The organism is Chryseobacterium sp. (assembly GCF_022712095.1).
Lineage (GTDB): Bacteria > Bacteroidota > Bacteroidia > Flavobacteriales > Weeksellaceae > Chryseobacterium.
In genome coordinates this window covers 1-20663 of the sequence record NZ_JALAHD010000027.1, presented here as the reverse complement: position 1 = coordinate 20663, position 20663 = coordinate 1, and the positions used below count along the sequence as shown (strand labels likewise).

Here is a 20663-nt window from a genome sequence, read left to right as displayed (position 1 = left end):
TGTAAAATTTTAAAACAATATAATTTAGTTAAATATGGAAATGAATGTTTCAAAAAATGATGAGCAAGTAGTTGCTAGAAAGACGGGAGGCTTAAATCCAGCGGTTATTATTCCTATCCTTTTAATTATAGGAATTTGTATTTATTTATTCGTACTTGGGAATCCGGGGAACTTTAAAGCTGACCCAAGATTATCTGGAGCATCAGTAGCTTTTTCTGATGTCGAGAGTAAAGATATGCACCCTGAAGGTTTCTTAGGAATGATTTACATGGGGGGGATCATCGTACCACTTCTTATTACATTTATGATTACGGTTATCGTATTCTCTTTTGAGCGTTACTTTATTCTTAGTAAAGCATCTGGTTCAGGAAATGTAGATAACTTTGTAGTAAAAGTAAGAAGCTTATTAAATCAAAACAAAATTGACGAAGCTTTAGAAGAGTGTGACAGACAACAAGGATCTGTAGGAAATGTTGTAAAAGAAGGTCTTACTACTTACAAAGCTTTAGCTCATGATACCACTTTAAATAAAGAGCAGAAAATGGTTGCTCTTAACAAAGCGATTGAAGAAGCTACAACCCTTGAAATGCCAATGTTAGAGAAAAATATGATGATTCTTTCTACATTAGGTACGGTTGCAACGTTAGTGGCACTATTAGGAACAGTAATCGGGATGATTAGAGCATTCTTCGCTTTAGGAGCTGGAGGAGGTACTCCGGATGCTGCTGCCCTTTCAATCGGTATTTCTGAAGCATTGATTAATACTGCATTAGGTATTGGTACTTCTGCAGTTGCTATTATCCTTTATAACTTCTTTACTTCTAAAATTGATGGATTAACTTATAAGATTGATGAAATCGCTATGAGTATCCAACAGTCTTTTGCAGAATTTTACTAAAAAATAATTTTGGTAAATGAATTGTAGTAATACTATTCAATAATAAAAGAAGTTTAAAATAATAAGTAATATTAATAATGGCGAGAATTAAACCAAAAAGACATGGTGTAGTTACGGACATGACAGCGATGTGTGATGTTACGTTCCTACTACTGACGTTCTTTATTATGACTACGCAGTTTAAAAAACCTGACGTGGAGCAGATAAAACCGCCATCTTCTATCTCAGAAAAATTGCTTCCTGATGCTAGTTTAATGACTATTAATGCTACTTCAGATGGAAAGTTTTATTTCCAGCCTGTTGAAAATGCATCAGAAAGACTTGCCCTTTTAGACAATATGGGAAAAAAGTATGGGATAACTTTTACTAATAACGAAAAAGCTGCATTTCAGAGAGTTCAGGCTATTGGAGTTCCAATGGGTCAACTGAAAAGCTATCTGGATATGTCGGAAGATGAGCAGAAAAATTATAAAAGTCCAACAGGTATTCCTATGGACAGTACAAATAAACAGTTAATTGACTGGGTACAGCAAAGTTTAAGCGTAAACCCTGATTACAAATTGGCAATCAAAGGTGATGTTACTACTGAATATCCTAAAGTTAAAAGCTTATTTGAGGGTTTAAGAGATATTGATTTTCTTAAATTTTGGCTGATTACATCACAAGAAGGTAAACCTAACGAGTAATAACAAGAAGAAATGGCAGAAGTACAAGTACAGGAAAAAGGTGGTAAAGGTGGTAAAGTCCGTTCGAAAAAGAATAATCCAAGGGTCGATATGACACCCATGGTGGACCTTAACTTCTTACTATTGATGTTCTTCATGTTTACATCAACCTTTAGTAAACCTAATGTTATGGATTTGGGTCTTCCGGCAAAACCGAAAGATGAAAAGCAAAAACCACCTCCAACAGAAATTAAACTTTCTAATTCTATCTCGTTATTATTAGGTAAAAACAATAGAATTTTCTGGCACCAGCAAGATAACACATCTTTAACGGATCAGAATCTTAACGAAACTACTTTCGATAGAGAAGGAATCAGAAAAGTGATTGAGCAAGCAAAAGCAAATGCAGCTGATAAAACTAAGTTTACAGTGATTATCAAGCCTACTGACGATGCGGTATATAAAAACTTTGTAGATATTCTTGATGAAATGGCAATTACTAAAAGCGAACAATACGGTGTAACCGATGTGAAGCCTTGGGAAAAAGCTATTTATGAAAGAAAAATAGCCGGAGCACCTGCTGTTACAAAGTAATTTAACCATAAAATTATAGATCTATGGCAGATGAAAATGTATACAATCAGAAGCTTAGCTTAGATGAGATTGTATTTGAAAATAGAAATAAAGAATATGGTGCTTATGATATCAGACATCAATATCCTAAGATTTTAACAAAATCTTTCCTTATTGGAACGTCTATATTTTTAATAGTAGCTTTATCTCCTTTTATATATCTTACCATTAAAAATCTGAATGCTCCTCCTAAACAAGAAGTAAAAGCAGATTTGGTAAACATTCTTGAAGAAGATAAAATTATCGAGCAGCCTAAAGAAGAAGAACCACCTCCACCACCTCCACCTCCAAAAGAAGAGGAAAAAATCGAGGTGATCCAGAATGTGGTTCCGGAGCCTGTAAAAGCTCCAAAAATTGAAACTCCGCCACCTCCCATATCTAAGCAGTTGGAAACAACTACAGGATTAGTGGCTCAGGAAGGGGTAAAGGCACCGGCATATACGCCGCCGCCGCCACCGCCTTCAACAGGAACTAAAACATCTACTGCTGAGGTTAAGCCGCAAGTGAGTGATACTCAGGTTTATACCGAGGTTGAGCAGACTGCTGAATTCCCTGGAGGAATTAATGCCTTTAGAAATAAAGTAGCGAGCAATTTCGATGGTTCTGCAATGAGTGGAGATGAAGGAACTGTAAAAACTGAAATTACTTTCGTAGTAGAAAGAGATGGAAGTATTACAGATGTTAAAGCAAATGGTTCTAATTCTGACTTTAATTCAGAAGCAATCAGAACGGTTAAATCTATCAAAAACAAATGGACTCCTGCTAAAATTAACGGTCAGTCTGTACGTTATAGATTTAGGTTACCTTTAACAATGAATTTTGAATAATAATATTATTTATTTAAATAATTATTAATAAAGAGGAGTACATTCTCCTCTTTTTATTTTTTTTGTATTTTTGCTTTTATGAATTGGTTATCACTTATTACCGGATTTTTCTATATCGTTTTAGGAGTTGTAATTATTATTTACAAATTCTTTTTTGTAACACTGGATCCTACAATAGCTTATGTATTGGGAGTGATCATGATGGCTTACGGTGTTTTCAGAATTTTCAGAGCTATTGCTAAAATTAAAGCATCCCGAGATGAAGAATAGTCTTACACTAGCTTTAGTTTTTATTCTTGCCTTTATTTCAAGTTGTTCAAAGAAAAATGAAAATAATAGTGCTTCTTACTATAAAGGAGAGCTTACTGTACTTACGGATGAATCCTTTAAAAGCGTTACGGAAGCTTTAGCAGAAGGATATATGATTAATTATCCTGAGGCTCGGATTAAAGTGGTTACAAAGAAAGAAGACCTGGGCTTTGTAGATTTATTAAATGATAAGGCTAAACTTGTTGTAATGTCCAGAGATCTGACTCCTGAAGAGATTGAAACTTATAAGAAACAGGTTGAACTTAAATTTGAACCTGCTCGCTTTGCGGCAGATGGGGTGGTATTTATTGTACCTAAAACCTCTTCAAAAAACAGCATATCTATGGATGAAATTAAAAAAGGATTACATTCAGAAGATAAGCCCCTGATTTTTGATGGAACCAATTCCAGTAATTTAAATTTTGTAGCCCAAAAATTTAAAGAATCACCCAAAGATCTTAAATTTTCAATTATTTCCGGAAATCAAAACCTTATCGAACAGCTTAATCAGCATCCTGATAAAATAGGTGTAGTAGCGCTTAATACTTTCAGCCGCCCTTATGATAAAGAAGCTGAAAAATTAAGAGAAATGGTTAAGATATTACCGGTAGAAAGTAACGGTAAATTATATATTGCTGATTTTGAAGGAATGAGAGAAATGAAATATCCATTTACCAGAATATTATATTTTCTCACCAATGAAGCCGGTTTTAATCTGGCCAGTGGATTTGTGCGTTATTCATGTACTCAGTTAGGACAGTTAATTGTGCAGAAAGAAGGTCTACAGCCTTATAATTTGTATAAAAGAGAAGTTCAGATGCGTTAAATATTATTAAAATAAACTCTATAAAGGAAGAAATACCTTATTTTGGTCTGAAAATTGTGGGGTAATTATCTCAATTTAGAATATTTAAAATGAAAGATATAATGATTATGAATGTGAAAAAAATTGCTTTTGGAGCAGCAGTGGTATTCTTTACCAACTTTGCTTATGCACAAACACTACAGGATGGAATCAACAGTATTGATAGTGATAAGTATGCTCAGGCAAAAAACAACTTTACACAGCTGATTTCTTCAGCTCCTACTGCTGAAAACTATTTTTATTTAGGAAATACATTTTTAAGACAAGGAGAACCAGATTTTGCAAAAGCAACAGAGAACTTTAATAAAGGATTAGCTGCAGATAATAAAAGCTTTCTTAATAAAATAGGTTTAGCTACAGTTAAACTGGGAAAAGGAGATAAAAGTGCTGTTGCAGAAATCCAAAAGATTGTAGCAGATTCTAAAGAGAAAGATGCAGAAGTATTGTTCAGAGCTGCCGAAGCTTTGACTTTATTTGAAAATAATAATGCACCGGATGTTGCTATTCCATTTCTGAATAAAGCTATTGAAAGAGCAGAGAAAAAAGGAATACCTGCTCATTACTATTATACATTAGGTGATGCTTACAGATTAAAGAGAATTCCAGGTGATGCGATGACAGCTTATGATAAAGCATTACCTTTGGCTAAAAATAAAGCATCTGTTTATACAAGAATGGGTACTTTATGGATGGCCGCTCAACAATGGAAATTAGCAAAAGAAAATATAGACAAAGCAATTGCGGTAGATGCTACATATGCACCTGCTTATAAAGCTTTAGCTGCTTACGATATCAAATATCAGGAGAATGCTAAAGCTACCCAGGATCTGATCAACTATACAAAGTATGCGGATGAAGATCCTTATACACTGTTAGAGATTTCCAAACTGTATTTTACCAATGAAGATTATGCCAATTCTAAAACAACTTTAGATAAGGTTTTTGATAAAGTAGATGATCCTATTAAATTTAAATTGAGATCTTATCAGTTATATGCAGAAGGGAATTATCCGGAAGCAAAACAAAATATGGATACTTTCGTTTCTCAGGCAGATAAATCAAGAGTGCAGCCTGCAGACCAAGGTTTACAAGGTCTAATTGCAGCAGGATTAGCTAAAACTGAAACTGATGCTGCTAAGAAATCCGCTTTAATGTCTGAATCTCAGCAAAAAATCGCTATTGCTAAGGCGGCTAAAGATGAAACTCTGAAATGGGATATGGAATTAGCTAAAATCTCAGGAGGAGGAGCTTCCCAGGCATCTGCTGATGCGGGACCCACCAACCCTCAGATTGAAGCATTGAAAAAACAGACGGCAGCCAATCCGCAAGATACGGATGCTTTGTTTAAATTAGCTACAGCTTATCAGGATGCTAAAAACTGGAACGGAGCAGTCCTTACATGGCAGAAAATGATTAATCTTCTTCCAGACTGGGCGCCTGCTTATTACAGTCAGGGATATTCTTACCAGCAGTCAGGAAATAATGATGCTGCTAAATTATCTTACGAGAAATTCATCAGCACAGTAAAACCTGCAGAAATGGAAGCTAACAAACAAACATTGGCATATGCTTATTTCGCAGTAGCTTATATGGAAAAAGATTCCAATCCGGCTAAAGCTAAAGAATATGTAGCTAAATCAGTACAGTTAGATCCGACTTATGAAGACGCTGTAAAACTGAATAGCGAAATCAACAAATAATTTAAGATTTAAATTATATACATAAAAACTTCCCATTCTATAGGTTTGGGAAGTTTTTGTTTTATGTCTATCTTTGAAGTATGAAAACAGATATTCTTGCTTTTGGAGCACATCCTGATGATGTAGAACTGGGATGTGGCGGAACTATAGCTAAATTAGTCTCAGAAGGTAAAAAGTGTGTTATTGTAGATCTTACCAGAGGAGAACTGGGGACAAGGGGAACTGATGAAACCAGAAAAGAAGAAGCGGCAGAATCTTCAAAAATTTTGGGAGTTTCTGCCCGTGAGAATTTAGGTATGAAAGATGGTTTCTTAGTTAATTCAGAGGAGTACCAATTGAGAATTGTTAAAATGGTCCGTAAATATCGTCCGGAAATCGTTTTGGCAAATGCGATAGATGACAGACATCCAGATCATGCCAAGGCAGCAAAACTTGTTTCAGATGCATGTTTCTTAGCTGGACTAAGAAAAATAGCAACTGTTAAGGATGGAGAAGATCAGGAGATATGGAGACCTAAACATATTTTCCATTATATTCAATGGAAGCATATTCAGCCTGAATTCGTTATTGATATATCAGAACATCTGAATACTAAAATAGAAGCTTGTATGGCTTTTAAAACACAATTTTATGATCCCGAATCGAATGAACCGGTAACACCTATTGCCACAAAAGATTTTTATGAAAGCCTGACATATCGTGCTCAGGATCTGGGAAGACTTTCAGGAGTGACTTATGCTGAGGGGTTTACGACAGAAAAGCTCATTGCAATGAAAAATTTTGATGGATTTGTTTTGTAAATAAAATAAATTTTCTATATTTGCACCCACGAAACGGTGATTGTAGCTCAGTTGGTTAGAGCGTCGGATTGTGGTTCCGAAGGTCGTGGGTTCGAGACCCATCATTCACCCAAAAAAAGTACACTTTTAAAGTGTACTTTTTTATTTTATATCACTTTAAGGTTTTCCAGGTCTTAAAATATTCTAAGATACCTTCATATTTGAAAATAAAAAGAAGAAATGATTAAGATCATAAATTTTATTTTTTTGAATTACTTGCTGCTTTTGACAACAAAATATCTTTAAAATTGTCTTCCATACTATTTTGATTTCTAAAATGTTCCTATTTGTAACAAATAGGTAAGTTAAACTGAATATGAGAATAAAAGCCTTTTGCTGACGAGGATCCAAAATCAACCGAAGTTTTATCTAAGGTTTTATTATTAGCCAAAGACAACGAGATACAGGATCAACTATACTTTCTCAGATCCAAAGAGAGTTTGTATAAAAATCATACTGGAAAAATTTTCATTAAAAAAGATACCCTGTTGGTAGGGTACCTTTATGATTATAATAAGTGAATTCTTAAGCTTTGGAGTAAAAAAAAAGCATCATTTTTTCAGATGCTTTGGTGTTTTTTAGATTATGCTTTGATTAAACTTCGTCGTCGGAATCTATTGTGTAAGATCTGCTTTTGAAGTCTTTATCATGTTTTTCTGAAATTACATCCTCACCCTTTTCGTTAATGATGAAATCTGTGGACTCATTAAACATCTCCTGGAAGCTTTTAAAATCTTCTTTGTAAAGATAAATTTTGTGTTTCTCAAATGTAGCTTCTCCGTTCTCTCCGAAATTCTTTTTGCTTTCGGTAATCGTAAGATAATAATCTCCTGCTTTCGTCTCGCGCACATCAAAGAAATAAGTTCTTCTCCCTGCTTTTAACACCTTCGTGAAAATTTCATTTTCATGGCGTTCCTTGTATTCACTCATTGTTAGATATTTTTTAATCTTGTTAAGAACAAATATAAAAGTTTTCTTTTAATCACAAAATTTTTTTTATGATTTATTTAACAATTCTAAACAAAGAGGCTAAGCGGTTACAGAATCGCTAATTTCGCTCAGATTGATAATCATATCTGCTTTTTGGGCGCTAGACTCTCTGTGAGTGATAATTATGGATGTGGCATTCTTGATTTTTAGTTCAATATTATTAAGAATATTTTGTTCGGTTTCTGTATCTAGTGCAGATAAAGAATCATCAAAAATAATGATATTTGGATCCTTAATTAAGGCTCGGGCTATACATATCCTTTGTTTTTGCCCTCCCGAAAGCATCACTCCTCGCTCTCCAACTGTAGTTTTGTACTGCTCTTTAAAATCTATAATATTCTTATGAACATCTGCAATCTGAGCGTATTCCACTACTTTTTCATGGGAAGGATGATCAATGGCGAATCCTATATTATTTTCAATAGTATCGGAGAATAAATAACTTTCCTGAGGAATGTATCCTATGAAATTTCTATAGTTGACTAGATTATGCTCTTTAAGATTTTTACCGTCAATGAGAATTTCCCCTTCAGTTGGATCTATCAGCCTGCAAAGTAATAAAGCGATAGTTGATTTCCCGCTTCCGGTTTTTCCCATAATAGCCAAAGACTTGCCTGCTTCAATTTTAAAGCTTAAATTTTCGAGTGCCTTGATTCCTGTATTAGGATATACATATGATACATTTCGGAATTCTATATCTCCTTTAATCGGATAATTGTTAAAGTTGGTGTTAACAATTTCTGATTTTTTATCTAAAAATTCATTGATCCTTTGCATAGAGGCTTCCGCTCTCTGATTCACGGAGGTTACCCATCCTACCATAGAGAAAGGCCAGATCAGAATGTTAATATACATAAAGAAATCTGCAATTTTACCTACACTAAGTTCTCCGGCAATATATTTTTGTCCTCCGATAAATATAACAGCAACATTAAGAAGCCCTATTACAAATAAAATGATGGTGAAAAAATAAGCTTCCGTTTTGGCCAGATCAAGAGCTTTATCCTGATAGTCTGTAATTTTTATATCGTAATTCTTTTCTATGTATTTTTCTTTAGCAAAGAATTTGACGACTCTGATCCCTGAAAAGCTATCCTGTACAAAAGTTGAAATAGCAGACTGGCTTTTCTGCATGATCTTAGACTTTTTATTGATGATAGAGCTTACCTTATAAATAATATAAGATAAAATAGGAAGCGGTAATAGGGTCCAGAAAGTCATAGCAGCATCTGTTTTGATCATGTAGACACTGGTAATGATTAACAGTACTAATAAATTGGCAACATACATGACACCAGGTCCTAGATACATTCTTACGGCTACAACATCTTCACTTAACCGGTTCATTAAATCTCCGATTGTAGTTTGCTTATAATCCGTTAATGATAAATCCTGATAATGACGATAGATTTTATTTTTGAGTTCATATTCGATTCTTCTTGAGGCTACAATGATGGTCTGTCTCATCATAAATGTAAAAAAGCCAGTAAGAAGTGAGCAGCCCACGATAATAGCAACGTATATCAGTACCTGTCTGTTAAACCCCAGACTTCCTCCTTTTGTGAGCTCATCTACCGATTTTCCTACAAACTGTACCTTATAAATATTGAAAAAATTACTGGCAATTATAAATAATACCCCCCAACACAATAATATTTTGTGTTTCCAAAAATAAGGGTTTAGAGTTTTTAAAGCTTTCATAAACTTTTACAAAATTACAAAAATACCCTAAGACTCAGAATGGGATAAATTCTAAATTTTGTTTATCTTTGCCATCATAAAAAAGCTCTTTGAATGTTAGGAAGAAGACAAATCCGTGAAAAAGTGGTAGAAAGTGCATATTCATACTACCAAAATCCTATTAAATTTGATGTTTTAGAGAAAAATATGTTCTCTGGAATAGAGAAAATCTATCATCTCTATATTTATCAGCTCAACTTTTTAGTAGCTTTAAAAGATCTTGCAGAGCACCAAATAGAGATTGGTAAGAAGAAATTTTTCAAAACTGATGCCGAAATCAATCCCAATCAAAAATTCATTAATAATCAGGTCTTAATCAAGATTGAAGAAAATCCCGAAAGATTATTTTTTACAGGACAGCATAAAGAGCTTAAATGGGATTTACACGATGATTTGTTAGTGAAGACCTTCCAGCGAATGACAGCGGGAAAACGTTATCAGGATTTTATGAAGGAGGAAAAATATTCTTTTGAAGATGATCAGAAATTTATAGGAAAGCTATTTTTGAGATATGTAGCCGAGAATGAAGATTTCCTTGATTATATTGAAGATAAAGAATTGACCTGGTCCGATGATATTCATATTTCCAATTCAATGGTACAGAAAACCATAGGATTTATGAAAGAAGATGTGGAAAGCAGAACATTAATTAAGATGATCAAGGATGAGGATGATAAAACATTTGCGAGCAAGCTGTTGAGAGATACCTTAAATAACTGGGAAAACAATGAAAAGAAACTCGGAGAAAGATTAGAAAACTGGGATCTGGAAAGAGTTTCGTTAATGGATAAAGTAATTTTGATTACAGCGATCAGTGAATTGGATAATTTTCCTTTTACCCCTTCAAGAGTAATTATTAATGAATATATAGAAATTTCAAAAGTATTTGCAACCGAAAGATCAAATATTTTTATTAATGGAATTTTAGATAAATATTGTAAAGATAAAAATAGAATATAGCATGAAAAAGACATTATCAATTATAGCGTTGTCTATTATAGGCTTTGGCTTAGTTTCTTGTAAAAAAGAAAATAAAGATGCAGCAACTCCATATACAGAAACAGATTCTGCTGCAATTTCACCTGAACAACATGGAGTAATTGCTGGAGATTCAGGAGTTGTGGGAGCAGATGCTGCCGTTGCCTCTAACCAGCCATCCACTACACTTGCGTTATCTGAAAGTAATTTTGATTTTGGAAATATTAAAAAAGGAGATAAAGTAGAACACGTCTATGAAGTAACCAATACAGGAACTAATCCTTTAATTATTTCTGAGGTTAAGCCAGGGTGCGGCTGTACAGCTCCAGATTTCACAAAAGATCCTATTTTACCAGGAAAAACAGGAAAAATTACATTACATTTCGATTCTACTAATTTTGATGGAAATGTTCAGAAATATGCTGATGTATATGCAAATGTGGACAAAGCTCCAGTTAAATTAACATTCACAGCGAATATTCAACCATAATAATACAATATGCTGACAATTTTTTTACAGGCACAACAAGAAGGAGGGAGCTCCATGATGCTTATCATGATGGGAGTAATGTTTGTGGGATTTTATTTCTTAATGATAAGACCACAAATGAAAAAACAAAAGCAGGAGAAAAACTTTCAGGAAACACTGAAAGTAGGGAGCAGAGTAGTCCTGACTTCAGGTTTACACGGTAGAATTGCACAGATTCAGGAAGATGGTTTCGTAATTGAAACATTATCCGGAAAATTAAAATTCGAAAAAGCTGCTGTTTCGAGAGAATTTACTGAAGCGCGTTTTGGAGAAAAAGCAGTTAAAAAGGATGAAAAGCCAGCTGCTGAGAAAAAAGAAATAGAAGAAACTGAAAAGAAATAGTTTCTGCTCAGTACTTTAAAATAAAAAGGTGACCATATGGTCACCTTTCTTGTTTTATATACTTTTTAATTTACCTCTGAAATCTTCAATACTTTCATATCCTTTTTCCTTCATCACTTCTTCCAGTTCTTTAAGAAGTCTTTCGAAAATACCGGTTCCCTCTTTCGCAAGCTGGCTTCCTACCTGAACCATCTGGGCTCCGCATAATAAATGTTCGAATACGTCTTTTCCGTTTTCTACTCCTCCACAACCGATAACTGCGATACTTTTATTAAGTCTTGTATAGAATGCCCTTACATTGGCTAAAGCTGTTGGTTTTACATAGGCGCCTCCAATTCCTCCAAATCCGTCTTTAGGTTTTAGAACCACTTCTTCTTTATCCACATCGATATAAAGACCGTTTCCGATAGAGTTGATACAATTCACGTATTGTAAAGGAAACTGATTCAGGATCGCTGCCATTTCATCAAAGTGTGCAATATCAAAATAAGGAGGAAGTTTTACGCCGATAGGTTTTTTGAAAAATTCAAAAGCTTTCGTTAAAACCTCTTTTGTTCTTTCAAAATCATATCCTACCTGTGGTTTTCCCGGAACATTCGGGCAGGAAAGGTTAAGTTCAGTGATTCCTTTAAATTCTGAGTCATTGATTTTCTGCAACATTTCAAGATTTTCTTCCAAAGTCATTCCAGCAATGGAAAGAAAGTTAACCTGTCCCGGATTTTCATTCTGAAATTTAATAGAATAATCCAGATAAAACTCAAAACCTAAATTAGGAAGTCCCATTGAATTGATTGTTCCCAGAGGAACTTCAAAATATCTTGGGCTTGGGTTTCCTTCTCTCAGGCTGGGAGTGGCACTTTTGGTAACAAAGCTTCCGGAAGGGGACTGTACCATTTCATCAAGTCTTTCCGCATCATCACACCAAACACCTGAAGCGTTCATTAAAGGATTTTTAAAGTCGAAATCGGCAATTCGTGAAGTAAGGTTCATTTTTTCTTTTTATTAAATTATGCAAAGTTAGTGAACAAAAATAAGGCGACAAAATTCTGAAATTTGATATAATAAAGGGAATGAAATATCTTTGCCGTATGAATCAAAATACCAACAAAACAGTTCTTATTCTGGGAGCAAATTCAGATGTTGCCAAACATTGCATAAAACAATATACGGAAAAGGGATATTTTGTAATTGCGGCTTCCCGGGATACAAAATCACTGGAATATTTTGTGACGAATCATCATTTGGATTCGAAAGTGAATATTCTTTCTTTTGATGCTGTGGATTTTGATTCGCACCAGAAATTTTATGATGAACTTCCGGTAAAACCTCATATTGTAGTATATGCGGCAGGTTTTTTAGTAGATAATGAAAAAGCGTTGAGAGACTTTAAAGGAACCCAGCAGATGATGAAGGTGAATTATATGGGAGCTGTTTCCATTCTCAATATTATCGCGATGGATGAAGCTAATAAGAACCTGGAACGGATTATCGGACTGTCTTCTCTTTCGGGAGTGAGAGGAAGGAAAAGCAATTTTGTTTATGGAAGTACAAAAGCAGCTTTTACACAATATCTGGCAGGATTACGGCAGGAGCTGTCTTCCAGGAAAATTGTAGTGACAGCTTTGGTAATTGGCTATATCAGGACTAAAATTAATGAAGGCTTGCAGCTTAATGAATCCTTGATCATGGAACCTGATTATGTGGCTAAATTTATAGTCAATGCTGGAAAGGGTTTTATAATTGTTCCAAGTTTCAAATGGAAAATCATCTATCATATTCTAAGACTTCTGCCTGAAGGATTGGCTGCTAAGCTTCCTTAATTCTGTTGTTGCGAGATTTCGTCAGAGTTTTCTATTTATTGTCTTTTTTGATCTCTTTTAATTAATTGAAATATTGCTTATTGTTTATTTAATTATCATTTTGTTATTTTTGCATTTAAATTTTTCTGTATAGTTAACTTGAAGATTTAATTATAGAGGAAGATATTCGGATCAAAATAAATAAAACATATGGATGATTTAAAATTAGACAGCGTTCAACAGCATTGGGAAGGTTTTATATCTTCTGCTGTATCATTGGCTCCACGGGTAATCACGGCGGTAGTTTCGGCTATCTTGATTTACTTAATAGGAGCGTGGATAATCAGATTAATTAAGAAATTAGTTAAAAAAGGCTTTCAGAAAAGAAATATGGAAGCTTCTTTGCAGCAGTTTCTTTTAAATCTTATCAATTGGGGACTTAATATTCTTCTTTTTATTGTTGTAGTAACACAGCTGGGAGTGCAGACTTCAGCATTTGTAGCGATGATCGGTGCTGCCGGACTGGCAGTGGGACTTGCATTACAGGGCTCACTAACCAATTTTGCAGGCGGGATCCTTATTTTGCTATTGAAACCTTTCAAGATTGGAGACTATATTTCCACCAGTTCGGATATTGCAGGAACGGTACAGGAAATAGATGTTTTCCATACAAGGCTGATTACGCCTCAGAATCAGTTGATTGTAATTCCTAACGGAGAAATTTCCAATAAAAGCATTACCAATTATACTCAGTTGGGAATGCGCAAGACATGGTTCGATATAGGAGTTTCCTACAGCACTGATTTAAAACAGGCAAAGGAAATCTTACTGGAAGTAGCTAAGAATAATAAAGATGCTTATCAGGATCCTGAACCACAGATTGTAGTTACAGAACTTGCTGACAGTGCTGTTACACTTTCCGTAAGAGTAGCAACTTCTACAGATAAATTCTGGGGGATGAACGAGCAATTGATCATTGATTGTAAAACTGCTTTGGATGAAGCCGGAATTGAGATTCCTTTTCCACAGCAGGATGTATATATTCATAATAAGTAGATTGAAACATTTCATCGCATGAAAAGCTGGATTTAAATATTCGGCTTTTTTGCTGATAATACTTGTCAGGATGTGATTATGATTTTACAAAATTTATAATAATTATTCTTTTTGCAATAATTCTAGAGCTTTCATTATATCAACCCCTTTTCCTAAGATGGGTTTGAAAATATCTCCTTTCTTTTTAATTCTATCCAATGCATTATGAATGTTAAAATCAGTAGGTTTAAGTCCTTTTTTCAATTCTTCCCATTCTAACGGCATGGAAACAGAGGCTCCTTGTTTGGGGCGTAGGCTGTAAATGCTGGCTAAAGTTTGTCCTGTCCGGTTTTGAAGATAATCGAGATATACTTTTTTATCATCTCTTTTCTGTAAGCTCCTTTCCAGAGTGGTTATTTTAGGGAGTTTTTCATTAACCTTTTTCATGAGTATATGGGCGAAATCTTTTACCTGGTCAAAATCATATTTTCCTCCCATGGGAATATAGATATGGATTCCCGTACTTCCTGAAGTCTTACAATACCCGTTTACTTTATTTAAATTTAAAACTTCGTTGACTTGAAGAGCTGTATCAATAACATCATCAAACGTATTTTTCTTGGAAGGATCCAGATCAAGAACAAGGTAGTCGGGGTGTTCCAGGTCTGGCAGTGAGCTGTTCCATGGATTCATGTCAATACAGCCTAAATTGTTAAGGTAAGCTAAAGTAGCCTTATTGTTACAATATATATAATCGATATTTTTATCGTTGGATTCAGAGTATACCTCAGTGGTTTTTATCCATTCAGGGATATGGTCACCGGCATCTTTCTGATAAAAGTTCTGTTTCTCAATCCCATTGGGAAAACGGTTGAGTGATAAAGGGCGGTTTTTAAGATAAGGCAGGATATAATCTGATATAGATTGATAATATTCAATAACATCTCCTTTCGTAATACCATCTTTTGGAAAATAAATTTTGTTCTGGTTTGTGAGTATGATCTGATGTTTATTCAGAGTGATTTTCTTTTCATTTTCAGAAGTTTCTTTTTGAGCTTTCATGTTTGTTGATTTTGGTGGATTGTTAGTAATATCTTTCGGTTCTTTATCTTCCCTGAGGGCTACAAAAACTGGGTGGCGGAAAATTCCGTCTTTGGTAATTTCGGAATATTTAATTTCGGAGACTAATTCAGGTTCTACCCATGTTACAGGCATATTGGTTTTGGGAATTTTTTCAAAAGGAGAGGTTTTTATGATCAGTTTCTTCAGCCGTTGATGAATCTGTTGTAAAGATTCATTATTAAATCCTGTTCCTGTATGTCCGCAATAGGTCAGCTTTCCCTTGATATATTTTCCTAGAATCAGCGCTCCGAATCCTTCTCGCGAACCTTGGGGTTCCGTAAAACCGCAGATGATGGTTTCTTCTGTGTTGGTAAATTTTATTTTGAGCCATTCGTTGGTCCGGAGACCTTCGATATATAAGCTATCTGCTTTTTTGGCGATCATGCCCTCCAGTTTCATTTTTTTCATCTGCTCAAAAAAAGTGATGCCTTTCTCAGGAATATGATCACAATATTTAATGATATCAGTTTCCGTTAATGCTTCTTTCAAAAGCTCCTTTCTTTGTAGAAGAGAAAGATTTTCAGTAGAATGTCCGTTCAGCCAAAGAAGGTCAAACACCTGATAGGTGAGAGTCAGATTAGGATGATTTCCTATTTGTTGCAATAACTGAAAATTAGGTTTTCCCTGATTATCATAGGCTACGATTTCTCCGTCCAGAATCACCTTGTGTTTCTGTCGCTCCAAATCTATGACTACTCTTTCAAATTTAGATAAAAAGGAAATTCCGTTACGGGAATAGAATAGTGGTTCATTTTTACTGAGATCAGCGATAGCTCTGTAACCATCCCATTTGATTTCGAAAATCCAGTCTTTATTATCAAATGCTTTTTCAAATGATTTAGCCAGCATTGGTTTAATGAAATCCTTCAGCTTTTTCTCCCGGGTTAAAGAATTAAATTTTCGGAATAGGGATTTAGCTTCAGAAGTTATGATTTCTTTTTGCTGTTTTTTAGGCTTTTTTTTTCCTCTAAGAATTTCGTTACTAAAGATTTTGGTGAAGTATTCTCTTCTGCATCATAAGAATCCAAGGCAAAATCATCTTTGTGCTTGATCAAAAGCCATGCATTATCTTCAGTATTTTTCATTTTAACTAAAGCAAATTCCCCTTTCAGTTTTTTGCCCTGTAGAATGAATTTTAATGATCCTGCTCTTAATTCCTTTAATAGTTCTTTTTCATCAGAAATTGGACTCGTTTCATCCAGTGGTTCATAGGTCCCACTGTCCCAGACTTCTACCTGCCCTGCTCCATAATTTCCTTCCGGAATATTTCCTTCAAAATCTTTATAATCATAGGGGTGGTCTTCTACCATCATGGCTAAGCGTTTATCTTTAGGATTTAATGAAGGTCCTTTTGGAATGGCCCAGCTTTTCAGAACACCTTCCATTTCTAACCGAAAATCATAGTGCAGGTGAGAAGCGGCATGCCTCTGTACTACAAAAATCAACTGATCTTTGCTTTTCTTTGTTTTCCCTTTAGGTTCACTTGTTTCATTGAACTTCCTTTTATTCTGATAATCTTTAAGAGCCATTACGATGCGGTTTTAGATTTGGAATTTTGTAAACTGGCTTTTAATTGAGCCATGAGATCAATCACTTTGCCTTCTTTTACGGGTTCTGCCGTTTTAGCTTTTACATTTTTACCCTTTGCTTTCTGCTTGATGATCTTAAGTAAAGATTCCGAATAAGTATCTTTGTACATAGCTGGGTCAAATTCTTGTGAAAGCTGTTCTATAAGACTTACTGCCATTTTAAGTTCTGCCGGTTTTGGAGCTTTTTTAGCCGGAATTTTAAGGTCTTTATAATCTCTTATTTCCTGATCAAATCTTAATCGGTTCAACACCAGAATATCATCATTATAAGGACGGATCATTCCGATAGCTTCACTTTCACGGAGAACAAAAGTCCCGATTCCCACCATTTTAGTCTGCTCCAAAGCTTTTATTAAAAGCCGGTAGGCATTTTCTCCGTTTTTCTGAGGTTCTAGATAGTAAGGGTTTTCAAAATATATACTGTCCACTTCAATCTCTTTTACAAATTGATCTATGGAGAGTATTTTTGATTTTTCAGGGCTTGCAGCTTCATAATCTTCATCTTCCAGAATAATATATTTGTCGTCCATGAGATAACCTTTCACAATGTTTTCCCATTTTACTTCTTTACCTGTATTTTCGTTGACCCTTTTGAATTTAATATTAGAAAAGTCAGATCGGTCAAGCATGTCTAAATCCAGTTTACTGGTTTCGGTTGCTGAGTAAATTTTGACAGGGATATTGACTAACCCAAAGCCAATGGCACCGTTCCAAATTGCTTTCATAGTCTTACGTTTTACATAAGATCGTGCAATGATTGTGCCGTTGAATATGTATTTATAACATTACGAGTATTTTAATCATCAATTGATACTCTTTCGTTATAACATTTTTCGATTTGATTATTTTCAGTATTTAAAATCAAAATACCTTCCCGGGTATTGTTTAGCTGTCCGAGTGGTTTTCCTTCGTTATTCCACACCGATGTCTGACCAGCACATGTGTAACCCCCTGATTCTCCAATAAAATTAGCCATCATTACATGCATATTGTATTTCTTTCCAATATGGGAAAGCTTATAAAGGTCATTATCTATTCCTTGTACGGAATTTAAAACACTGGCAAAATAAATTTGAGAGTTATTCCGGAAAGCATGTTCAGAATGTAAAGGGTCTGATAAATCATAGCATATAGCTATGGAAATTATATTTTGTAGTACCTCAAGCTGATAAAATTGTTCTCCTTTTGTGAAAATATCGACTTCAGTTGGGAATAGATGCTGTTTAGAATAAATGTCTCTCTTTCTATTGGGCTGAAATATAATACAGCTGATCATCAATTGATCATCAATTCTTGTGGGCATTCCTACTCCAATTGAAATATTGTTTCTATCTGCTATCGTTTGGAAATCATTAAGTATAGGGTCTTCATAATGAATAGATAATTCTTCTGCAAGATCAGGCTCATAGCCTGTAATAGATAGTTCAGGGAATATAATAACATCCACATTCCTGGTAATAGCTATATCAATAAGCTTTTTATGATTTTCGATGTTCTGTTTAATATTTCCTTTTATAGGTTTGATTTGAGCAGCTGCGATTTTCATTGGTGATAAATGATATATAATAAAAAAGCGGAGAAATTTCCCCGCTTTACATTTATGATTTTAAATTCAATTTTAATTCCAGTTCATCCAGCTGCTCATTAGCAATAGGAGCGGGAGCATCTATCATTACATCCCGGCCTGAATTATTTTTAGGAAATGCAATATAATCCCTGATCACTTCATTTCCGTCGAGGATAGCCACCAAACGGTCAAATCCGAAAGCTAAACCACCATGAGGAGGTGCCCCGTATTTAAATGCATTCATTAAAAAACCGAACTGAGCTTCAGCTTCTTCTTTAGAAAATCCTAATAAATCAAACATTTTAGATTGAAGATCTCTGTCGAAGATTCTGATAGAACCTCCTCCGATTTCGTTTCCGTTAAGAACCATATCGTAGGCATTTGCTCTTGCTTTTCCAGGATCTGTTTCTAATAAATGAATATCTTCAGGTTTTGGAGAGGTGAAAGGGTGGTGCATAGCGTGGTATCTCTGAGTTTCTTCATCAAATTCCAATAATGGGAAATCAACGACCCAAAGAGGAGCAAATTCGTTTCCTTTTCTTAATCCCAAACGGTTTCCAAGTTCCATTCTTAAAGCTGAAAGCTGAGCTCTTACCTTATTTTCATTTCCTGAAAGGATCAGCATTAAATCTCCTTCCTTAGCACCGAATTTTTCGATGATTTTGGCTAAATCTTCTTCATTATAGAATTTATTCACGGAAGATGTTTTTACCCCATCGTTCTGGAATTTAACCCAAACCATTCCTGAAGCACCGATTTGTGGACGTTTTACCCAATCCACTAATTCATCGATCTGCTTTCTGGTGTATTCGGCACATCCTTCAACATTAATTCCTACTACCAATTCAGCTTCATCAAATATTTTGAAATCTTTTCCTTTTACCAAGTCATTCAATTCTACGAACTCCATTCCGAAACGGATATCCGGTTTGTCATTTCCGTATTTTCTCATGGCATCTGCAAAAGTCATTCTCGGAAAATCTCCGAATTCCTGGCCTGTAATATCTTTTAATAAAGTCTTGGTCATTCCTTCAAAAACATTCATGACATCTTCCTGTTCCACGAAAGCCATTTCGCAGTCGATCTGTGTAAACTCAGGCTGTCTGTCTGCTCTTAAATCCTCATCACGGAAACATTTTACGATCTGGAAATATTTATCCATTCCACCGACCATTAAAAGCTGTTTAAAGGTTTGTGGTGATTGCGGAAGAGCATAAAACTGTCCCGGATTCATTCTGCTTGGCACAACGAAGTCTCTGGCTCCTTCCGGAGTAGATTTGATCAAAACAGGGGTTTCTACCTCTATAAATCCCTGATCAGACAGATAATTTCTTACTTTCTGAGCCATTTTATGACGGAAGATCAGTTTTTCTTTTACCGGATTTCTTCTGATATCCAGATAACGGTATTTCATTCTTAATTCTTCGCCACCGTCTGTTTCATCCTCAATAGTAAAAGGCGGCAATTGAGAATCATTAAGAATAGTGAGTTTTTCAACTAAAATCTCAATTTCTCCCGTAGGAATATTAGGGTTTTTACTTACTCTTTCAATTACTTTTCCGGTTACCTGAATAACAAATTCACGCCCCAGTTTTTTAGCTTCCTCTATCAATTGAGCTGAAGAGCGTTCCTGATCAAAAACCAATTGGGTTATGCCATAACGATCTCGAAGATCTATCCAAATCATAAATCCTTTGTCACGGATAGTCTGTACCCATCCTGAAAGTGTAACTTCTTCATTTAGATGTTGAAGAGATAATTCTCCGTTTGTGTGTGATCGAAACATAATAGTTTGGTTTAAAGTTCAATGTTTAAAGTTCCAGTATCAAATAATTGATTTTTTGAACTTTGAATTACGGGTGCAAAGATAAGGGTTTTTACAGGTTTGGAAAATAAAAAAACTTCCGAAAGGAAGTTTAATTATATTTTTTGAGAAGTTTTTATTTCAAAATTTCTGCAACGGCTGGATTTTCATACTTGGCTGCAAAATCTTTTGCTGTCTCTCCTCTTTCATTTTTTAGATTTTTATTGGCTCCCTTTTTAAGTAATGTTTTTGCCATATCCGTTTTGCCATATCTGCCAGCTACCATCAAAGGGGATTGGTTGTCACAGATTTGGTTAACATCAGCATTGTTGTTGAGTAAATAATTAAATACATTCTTTCTCTCATATTTAACGCTGTATGCAAGTAAATTATAGGAATTTTCTTTAATGGAAAAACATTTGTTGTAATCGT

The 20663-nt window shown here is 34.8% G+C and carries 22 protein-coding genes and 1 tRNA gene; 14 read left to right on the top strand and 9 right to left on the bottom strand.

Annotation, left to right across the window (positions count from 1 at the left end; translation table 11 throughout):
• The first annotated feature begins 34 nt into the window (after window positions 1-34).
• From Q0A18_RS01325 to Q0A18_RS01285, 9 genes are all read left to right on the top strand, one after another.
• Entirely contained in the window at window positions 35-898 is an 864-nt protein-coding gene (locus Q0A18_RS01325) for a MotA/TolQ/ExbB proton channel family protein (RefSeq protein ID WP_292008365.1), read from the top strand.
• Window positions 899-975: 77 nt separating this feature from the next.
• Window positions 976-1584 carry a biopolymer transporter ExbD gene (locus Q0A18_RS01320; protein ID WP_292008364.1) on the top strand — a complete coding sequence of 203 codons (609 nt, stop codon included), beginning with the start codon at window positions 976-978 and terminating at the stop codon, window positions 1582-1584.
• Between the two features lie 12 nt (window positions 1585-1596).
• Window positions 1597-2157, top strand: a complete 561-nt coding sequence (locus tag Q0A18_RS01315) for a biopolymer transporter ExbD (RefSeq protein WP_292008363.1) — start codon at window positions 1597-1599, stop codon at window positions 2155-2157.
• A gap of 23 nt (window positions 2158-2180) precedes the next feature.
• Window positions 2181-3023 carry an energy transducer TonB gene (locus Q0A18_RS01310; RefSeq protein WP_292008362.1) on the top strand — a complete coding sequence of 281 codons (843 nt, stop codon included), beginning with the start codon at window positions 2181-2183 and terminating at the stop codon, window positions 3021-3023.
• Window positions 3024-3101: 78 nt separating this feature from the next.
• Window positions 3102-3293 (top strand): C4-dicarboxylate ABC transporter, encoded by a 192-nt coding sequence (locus Q0A18_RS01305; protein WP_292008361.1) that lies wholly within the window; start codon window positions 3102-3104, stop codon window positions 3291-3293.
• Window positions 3283-4158, top strand: a complete 876-nt coding sequence (locus tag Q0A18_RS01300; RefSeq protein ID WP_292008360.1) for a substrate-binding domain-containing protein — start codon at window positions 3283-3285, stop codon at window positions 4156-4158. The genes Q0A18_RS01305 and Q0A18_RS01300 overlap by 11 nt, the downstream gene beginning before the upstream one ends.
• Window positions 4159-4247: 89 nt before the next feature.
• Entirely contained in the window at window positions 4248-5897 is a 1650-nt protein-coding gene (locus Q0A18_RS01295) for a tetratricopeptide repeat protein (protein WP_292008359.1), read from the top strand.
• A gap of 80 nt (window positions 5898-5977) precedes the next feature.
• Window positions 5978-6697 (top strand): bacillithiol biosynthesis deacetylase BshB1, encoded by a 720-nt coding sequence (gene bshB1, locus Q0A18_RS01290; protein ID WP_292008358.1) that lies wholly within the window; start codon window positions 5978-5980, stop codon window positions 6695-6697.
• A 35-nt stretch (window positions 6698-6732) separates the two neighbouring features.
• Window positions 6733-6808, top strand: a tRNA-His gene (locus Q0A18_RS01285).
• A 522-nt stretch (window positions 6809-7330) separates the two neighbouring features.
• Here Q0A18_RS01285 and Q0A18_RS01280 read toward each other — a convergent pair.
• Together Q0A18_RS01280 and Q0A18_RS01275 are read right to left on the bottom strand one after the other, a co-directional pair.
• Window positions 7331-7666, bottom strand: coding sequence for a DUF3276 family protein (locus Q0A18_RS01280; protein ID WP_002976288.1), 336 nt, complete (start codon window positions 7664-7666; stop codon window positions 7331-7333).
• 99 nt (window positions 7667-7765) lie between these two features.
• On the bottom strand, window positions 7766-9427 hold the full coding sequence (locus Q0A18_RS01275; RefSeq protein WP_292008357.1) for an ABC transporter ATP-binding protein: 1662 nt from the start codon (window positions 9425-9427) through the stop codon (window positions 7766-7768).
• Between the two features lie 93 nt (window positions 9428-9520).
• On the opposite strand from Q0A18_RS01275, the gene Q0A18_RS01270 reads away from it, so the two are divergent.
• From Q0A18_RS01270 to yajC, 3 genes are read left to right on the top strand one after another with little or no spacing between them, the layout of a single operon-like run.
• The gene (locus Q0A18_RS01270; RefSeq protein ID WP_292008356.1) at window positions 9521-10426 is read left to right on the top strand and encodes a transcription antitermination protein NusB; all 906 of its coding nucleotides are present in this window, start codon (window positions 9521-9523) and stop codon (window positions 10424-10426) included.
• A 1-nt stretch (window position 10427) separates the two neighbouring features.
• Complete coding sequence (locus Q0A18_RS01265; protein WP_292008355.1) at window positions 10428-10934, top strand: DUF1573 domain-containing protein; 507 nt, start codon at window positions 10428-10430, stop codon at window positions 10932-10934.
• A gap of 9 nt (window positions 10935-10943) precedes the next feature.
• Window positions 10944-11315: a preprotein translocase subunit YajC gene (yajC, locus tag Q0A18_RS01260; protein ID WP_292008354.1), complete on the top strand. Its 372-nt coding sequence runs from the start codon at window positions 10944-10946 to the stop codon at window positions 11313-11315.
• A gap of 54 nt (window positions 11316-11369) precedes the next feature.
• On the opposite strand, the gene Q0A18_RS01255 is transcribed toward yajC, so the two are convergent.
• Window positions 11370-12305, bottom strand: coding sequence for a dihydroorotate oxidase (locus tag Q0A18_RS01255; RefSeq protein WP_292008353.1), 936 nt, complete (start codon window positions 12303-12305; stop codon window positions 11370-11372).
• Window positions 12306-12403: 98 nt separating this feature from the next.
• Between Q0A18_RS01255 and Q0A18_RS01250 the strand changes: the two genes are divergently transcribed.
• Window positions 12404-13135, top strand: a complete 732-nt coding sequence (locus Q0A18_RS01250) for an SDR family NAD(P)-dependent oxidoreductase (protein ID WP_292008352.1) — start codon at window positions 12404-12406, stop codon at window positions 13133-13135.
• 189 nt (window positions 13136-13324) lie between these two features.
• Complete coding sequence (locus tag Q0A18_RS01245) at window positions 13325-14170, top strand: mechanosensitive ion channel family protein (protein WP_292008351.1); 846 nt, start codon at window positions 13325-13327, stop codon at window positions 14168-14170.
• A 102-nt stretch (window positions 14171-14272) separates the two neighbouring features.
• On the opposite strand, the gene ligD is transcribed toward Q0A18_RS01245, so the two are convergent.
• The 6 genes from ligD to Q0A18_RS01215 form a co-directional block, all read right to left on the bottom strand.
• A complete protein-coding gene (ligD, locus tag Q0A18_RS01240; RefSeq protein WP_292008350.1) occupies window positions 14273-16120 on the bottom strand; it encodes a DNA ligase D in 1848 nt (615 codons plus the stop codon).
• Window positions 16121-16197: 77 nt separating this feature from the next.
• On the bottom strand, window positions 16198-16800 hold the full coding sequence (locus Q0A18_RS01235) for a DNA polymerase ligase N-terminal domain-containing protein (protein WP_292008349.1): 603 nt from the start codon (window positions 16798-16800) through the stop codon (window positions 16198-16200).
• On the bottom strand, window positions 16800-17585 hold the full coding sequence (locus tag Q0A18_RS01230; RefSeq protein ID WP_292008348.1) for a Ku protein: 786 nt from the start codon (window positions 17583-17585) through the stop codon (window positions 16800-16802). The genes Q0A18_RS01235 and Q0A18_RS01230 overlap by 1 nt, the downstream gene beginning before the upstream one ends.
• Window positions 17586-17656: 71 nt before the next feature.
• Window positions 17657-18406, bottom strand: a complete 750-nt coding sequence (locus Q0A18_RS01225; protein ID WP_292008347.1) for a carbon-nitrogen hydrolase family protein — start codon at window positions 18404-18406, stop codon at window positions 17657-17659.
• Window positions 18407-18458: 52 nt separating this feature from the next.
• On the bottom strand, window positions 18459-20213 hold the full coding sequence (gene aspS / locus Q0A18_RS01220) for an aspartate--tRNA ligase (protein ID WP_292008346.1): 1755 nt from the start codon (window positions 20211-20213) through the stop codon (window positions 18459-18461).
• A 154-nt stretch (window positions 20214-20367) separates the two neighbouring features.
• A partial coding sequence (locus Q0A18_RS01215) for an ankyrin repeat domain-containing protein (protein ID WP_292008345.1) occupies window positions 20368-20663 on the bottom strand: 296 nt, incomplete at its 5' end.